Origin of the sequence: Flavobacterium sp. (genome assembly GCF_024710485.1) — a bacterium.
In the GTDB taxonomy this organism is placed as follows: Bacteria; Bacteroidota; Bacteroidia; order Flavobacteriales; family Flavobacteriaceae; genus Flavobacterium.
In genome coordinates this window covers 45,244-51,587 of sequence record NZ_JANJUQ010000035.1, presented here as the reverse complement: position 1 = coordinate 51,587, position 6,344 = coordinate 45,244, and the positions used below count along the sequence as shown (strand labels likewise).

Below are 6,344 nucleotides of genomic sequence, written 5' to 3'. Positions count from 1 at the left end.
GCGTACACCGGAAGCTGTTCTTCCCATAGGACGCGTTTTTTCTTCTTCGAAACGAACCAACTTACCGGATTTTACAGCCACTAAAACCTGACTGTCTCCGTTGGTTAATTTGGCTTCTAACAGTTCGTCGTCTTCTCTGATGGTAATGGCGTTGATACCGTTTTGACGCGGACGAGAATATTGCTCCAAAGGTGTTTTTTTCACCTGACCTTGTTTGGTCGCCATAATTACATAATGGCTGTTGATGTATTCTTCGTCTTTTAAATCTTGAGTACAGATAAACGCTTTTACTTTATCGTCTTGTTCGATATTGATCAAGTTTTGAATAGCGCGACCTTTACTGGTTTTGCTGCCTTCCGGAATTTCGTATACGCGCATCCAGAAACATTTTCCTTTTTGAGTAAAGAACAACAAATATTGGTGGTTGGTCGCTACAAACAAATGTTCTAAGAAATCCTGATCGCGTGTTCCGGCACTTTTTTGTCCGACACCACCGCGGTTTTGGGTTTTGTATTCCGATAAGTTAGTACGTTTGATGTAACCGGCATGCGAAATGGTAATCACCACTTGCTCATCGGCAATCAAATCTTCGATACTTACATCGCCACCACTGTATTCAATAGCCGAACGACGTGCATCACCATATTTATCTTTGATTTCGATTAATTCGTCTTTAATCAATTGCATTCTTAATTCTTTACTTGCCAATAAGTCTTTCAAGTGTTGAATTAACTTCATGATTTCTTCGTATTCCGCTCTTAACTTGTCTTGCTCTAAACCGGTCAACTGGCGCAAACGCATTTCAACAATAGCACGAGCTTGAATATCGGTTAAGCTGAAACGCTCAATCAATTTGGCACGCGCTTCGTCTCCGTCTTTGGAAGAACGAATCAAGGCAATTACTTCGTCAATATTATCTGAGGCGATGATCAAACCTTCTAAGATATGCGCTCTTTCTTCTGCTTTGCGCAATTCGAATTGGGTTCTTCTGACCACTACATCGTGACGGTGTTCTACGAAATAATGAATCAAATCTTTCAGATTCAACATTTGTGGTCTTCCGTTTACCAAGGCAATGTTGTTAACACTGAAAGACGACTGCAATTGGGTGTATTTGTAAAGCGTGTTTAATACTACATTCGGCACTGCATCGCGTTTCAATTCGTATACGATACGCATTCCGCTTCTATCCGATTCGTCGCGAATATTGGAAATACCTTCGATTTTTTTCTCGTTGATCAAATCGGCGGTTTTCTTAATCATTTCCGCTTTGTTCACTTGGTACGGAATCTCGGAAACAATAATCGCTTCTCTACCGTTCACTTCTTCAAAGTTGACTTTAGCACGGATAACAATTCTTCCTCTACCCGTTTTGAAAGCTTCACGAACACCTTCGTATCCGTAAATTACACCACCGGTAGGGAAATCCGGTGCTTTGATATAATTGATTAATTCGTCAACTTCAATATCATTGTTGTCAATGTAGGCTAAGGTTCCGTCCACCACTTCGGTCAAGTTGTGTGGTGGCATATTAGTGGCCATACCAACAGCAATACCGGAAGCACCGTTAATCAAAAGATTCGGTACTCGGGTTGGCATTACTTTCGGTTCGTATAAGGTATCGTCAAAGTTCAATTGGAAATCCACGGTTTCTTTGTCGATATCTGCCATTATGTCTTCTGACATTTTTTTCATTCTGGCCTCGGTATAACGCATCGCTGCCGGACTGTCGCCGTCAACCGAACCGAAGTTCCCTTGCCCGTCAATTAACAAATAACGCAAACTCCACTCCTGTGCCATACGAACCATGGCATCATACACTGAAGTATCGCCGTGCGGGTGGTATTTACCCAAAACTTCTCCAACAATTCTTGCGGATTTTTTGTGCGCTCTGTTAGAAAAAACGCCTAAATCATACATTCCATATAACACTCTTCGGTGTACGGGTTTTAAACCGTCACGCACATCAGGTAGCGCTCTTGAGACAATTACAGACATCGAATAATCGATGTATGCTGATTTCATTTCATCTTCGATGTTAATAGGAATTAACTTTTCTCCGTCAGACATATTTTATAAATTATTAATAAAAATTAGTTCAAATTCAAAACGTGCTAATATAGGATATTTATACTGTTTGACGCCAATTTTAGTCCACAAATTTCAAAGATTTATTAACAAAACGGGGGCTTTTTTTGGTTAATAAAATAGTCCTTTAACGGCTTTTATTATTGCCTTTTTTTTTGTCAATTAGCTGACAGTACTTTTAGTCGGAATGATTTTTGTTAGAATGCTTTCATATCACTAAATTTACAATAGCAACAATACACTATTATGGACGATAATTTTTCACCAAGAGTTAAAGATGTAATTACCTATAGCAAAGAAGAAGCTTTGCGCTTAGGGCATGACTTTATCGGAACGGAACATCTGATGCTTGGTATCTTAAGAGACGGAAACGGTAAGGCGATTGCTATCTTAAATAATTTGTCGGTCGATTTAGATCATTTGCGAAAAAAGGTCGAAATCTTAAGCCCGGCCAATCCGAATGCCGACATCAGCAACGAAAAGAAAAACCTTCACTTGACGCGTCAAGCGGAGCGCGCTTTAAAAACCACTTTCTTAGAAGCCAAAGTATTTCAAAGCTCCTCTATCAGTACTGCCCACCTACTGCTTTGCATTTTGAGAAACGAAAATGATCCCACAACCAAACTACTGCATCGTCTGAAAATAGACTACAACGTAGTTAAAGAACAATATTTAAACATGACACCGAACGAAGAAGATTTCACAGATAACCTGCCGAGAAACGAATCGTATAACGACGATTCCGGTCAGGATGACAGCCTAAAAGAAGGCAGTTTCAACAATCCGGCGAGTAAAACGAACAAAAAATCTAAAACTCCGGTGTTAGACAATTTTGGGCGCGATTTGACCGAATTAGCAGAAGAAGGCAAACTCGACCCTGTAGTAGGGCGCGAAAAAGAAATTGAGCGCGTGTCTCAAATTTTAAGCCGCAGAAAGAAAAACAATCCGCTACTCATCGGGGAACCGGGTGTTGGTAAATCAGCCATTGCCGAAGGTTTAGCCTTGCGCATCATTCAGAAGAAAGTATCGCGTATTCTTTTCAACAAAAGAGTGGTGACTTTGGATTTAGCCTCGTTAGTGGCCGGAACCAAATACCGCGGACAATTTGAAGAAAGAATGAAAGCGGTGATGAACGAATTGGAGAAAAACGACGACATCATTTTGTTCATAGACGAAATCCACACCATTGTGGGCGCCGGCGGTGCTACCGGTTCGTTAGACGCCTCTAACATGTTTAAACCGGCTTTAGCCCGTGGTGAAATCCAATGTATTGGTGCCACTACGTTAGACGAATACCGTCAGTATATTGAAAAAGACGGTGCACTCGAAAGACGTTTCCAAAAGGTAATTGTAGAACCAACTTCGGTGGAAGAAACCATTACTATTTTGAACAACATCAAAAACAAATACGAAGACCATCACAACGTAATTTACACGCCCGAAGCCATTGAAGCTTGTGTGAAGTTAACCAACCGCTACATGTCGGAGCGTTTCTTGCCAGACAAAGCGATTGATGCTTTAGACGAAGCGGGTTCAAGAGTGCACATCACTAACATCGACGTGCCGAAACAAATTTTGGATTTGGAACGTCAATTGGAAGAAGTGCGCGAATTGAAAAATTCTGTCGTAAAAAAACAGAAATACGAAGAAGCCGCCAAATTGCGTGACGATGAAAAACGTTTGGAAAAAGACTTAGCCATCGCTCAAGAACAATGGGAAGAAGAATCGAAAAGCAACCGAATCCGTGTAACCGAAGACAACGTAGCCGATGTAGTTTCGATGATGACCGGTATACCCGTGAATCGTATTGCCCAAACGGAAAGCAACAAATTGGCACATTTGCCGGAATTAATTAAAGGTAAAGTCATCGGTCAGGACGAAGCTGTAACTAAAATTGCCCGTTCCATCCAACGCAATCGCGCCGGATTGAAAGACCCGAATCGTCCAATCGGTTCATTCATTTTCTTGGGTTCAACCGGTGTAGGTAAAACACAATTGGCGAAAGTATTAGCGAAAGAATTATTCGATTCAGAAGATGCGTTAATCCGCATCGATATGAGCGAATACATGGAAAAATTTGCCATCTCTCGTTTAATCGGAGCGCCTCCGGGTTACGTAGGTTACGAAGAAGGCGGTCAATTGACCGAAAAAGTTCGCAGAAAACCATACTGTGTGGTATTGTTGGACGAAATCGAAAAAGCGCATCCGGATGTTTTCAATATGATGTTACAAGTGTTAGACGATGGTTATCTGACGGATAGTTTAGGTCGTAAAATCGACTTCAAAAATACCATCATTATCATGACTTCTAACGTTGGAGCACGTCAGTTAAAAGACTTCGGGCAAGGCGTTGGTTTTGGTACTTCTGCTAAGGTGGCACAAGCCGACGAACATTCGAAAAGTGTGATTGAAAATGCTTTGAAGAAAACCTTTGCACCGGAATTCTTAAACCGAATCGACGATGTAATTGTCTTCAATCCGTTAGAGAAACACGACATCGATTTGATTATCGAAATCGAATTGAAAAAATTGTACGCCCGCATTGAAGAATTAGGCTATAAGTTGAATTTGTCCGACAAAGCCAAAGCGTTTATTGCCGAGAAAGGTTTCGACAAACAATTTGGCGCTCGTCCGTTAAAAAGAGCCATACAGAAATACGTAGAAGATGCTTTGGCTGAAGAAATCATTACTTCGAAAATTGCCTCCGGAGACGAAATCTTTATGGACTTAGACGAGATTGCACAAGAGTTGACCGTAACCATCAACAAAGCGGAAAAACCGACTAAATAAGACTGTTTAATCTTTTATAAGCCACAAATCACAAGAATTCCCGCCTTTTATCCGTGTGAATTTCTGTAATTTGTGGCTTAAATTTTTACAAAATGCCACAAAATAAAATCATTTTAGGTTCCGAAGAATGGTGTTCATTTCCGGAACTTGGTATTCCGGCCATCAAAGCTCGCGTCGATTCGGGTGCCAAAACTTCAGCACTGCACGCCATCAATATTGCACCTTTTTTAAAGGAAGGTGAAAGTTGGGTAAAATTCGATATCAATCCTATTCAAAACAACCTAAAAACCGTTATCCATTGTGAGGCTAAACTCATCGACAAACGCATCGTTAAAAGTTCGAGCGGTTTTCGAGAACAACGCTATGTGATTCAAACCCAGCTTAAAATTGGCGACGATGTATGGACCATAGAAATGACGTTAACCAATCGAGATTCTATGGGTTTTCGCATGTTGTTGGGGCGCGAAGCCATGAGTGGCCGAATTTTGGTTGATCCGGAGCAAAAATACCTGCTGGGACAAACTTCTACGGAGAGTCTGAAAGATTTGTACCAAAACGCTATCGCCAATAAATCCGGTTTGCGCATTGGTGTTTTGGCCAGCAATCCCGAATTGTACAGCAACAAACGGATTATGGAAGCCGGTGAAATGCGTGGTCACGAAATGCATTTCCTGAACATCAAGGAATGTTATATGAAGCTCGATGCTGTAAAGCCTGAAATTCATTACCGCGGTGGCAAAATTCTGGATAACTTCGATGCCATTATCCCGAGAATTCGCCCGAGTATAACGTTTTATGGTTGCGCTTTAACGCGTCAGTTTGAAGCGATGAAAGTCTTTTGTTTGAATTCGGCTGCCGCTATTACCCAATCGCGTGACAAACTATTTTCGCTTCAATTATTATTGCATCACGGTGTGGATATTCCGACTACGGGTTTTGCCAACTCGCCTTTAGATACCGATGATTTGATTAAGATGGTTGGTGGTTCTCCTTTGATTGTAAAATTGTTAGAAGGCACTCAAGGAAAAGGTGTGGTTTTGGCCGAAACCAAAAAAGCAGCCGAATCGGTAATCAATGCTTTTAAGAGTTTGAACGCTAATATATTGGTGCAGGAATTCATTAAGGAAGCCAACGGAAAAGATTTGCGTTTGTTTGTGGTAGACGGGAAAGTTGTGGCTGCCATACAACGGGAAGCCGCGGCAGGTGAATTCAGAGCCAACATTCACATGGGCGGCACGGCATCAGTAATTAAGCCCACAGCCGAAGAAAAGAAAATCGCCATCAAAGCTGCCAAGGCTATGGATTTAAAGGTGGCTGGTGTAGATATCATTCGTTCTTCTAAAGGACCGTTATTGTTAGAGGTAAACTCTTCTCCCGGGCTTGAAGGCATAGAAGGCGCTACCAACAAAGACATCGCCGGCGAGATGATTAAGGCGATTGAGAAAAATTTTAAGCGATAGTTATAG

At 41.5% G+C, this 6,344-nt stretch carries 3 protein-coding genes; 2 read left to right on the top strand and 1 reads right to left on the bottom strand.

The features are described 5' to 3' along the window. Positions 1-2,070 (bottom strand): DNA gyrase subunit A (gene gyrA / locus Q0M21_RS09650; protein ID WP_295337576.1); only part of this gene is annotated, 2,070 nt, incomplete at its 3' end. A 264-nt stretch (positions 2,071-2,334) separates the two neighbouring features. On the opposite strand from gyrA, the gene Q0M21_RS09645 reads away from it, so the two are divergent. Together Q0M21_RS09645 and rimK are read left to right on the top strand one after the other, a co-directional pair. Further along, positions 2,335-4,878 (top strand): ATP-dependent Clp protease ATP-binding subunit, encoded by a 2,544-nt coding sequence (locus Q0M21_RS09645; protein ID WP_295337574.1) that lies wholly within the window; start codon positions 2,335-2,337, stop codon positions 4,876-4,878. Positions 4,879-4,970: 92 nt separating this feature from the next. Next, positions 4,971-6,338: a 30S ribosomal protein S6--L-glutamate ligase gene (gene rimK, locus Q0M21_RS09640; protein ID WP_295337572.1), complete on the top strand. Its 1,368-nt coding sequence runs from the start codon at positions 4,971-4,973 to the stop codon at positions 6,336-6,338. Positions 6,339-6,344: the final 6 nt, after the last annotated feature.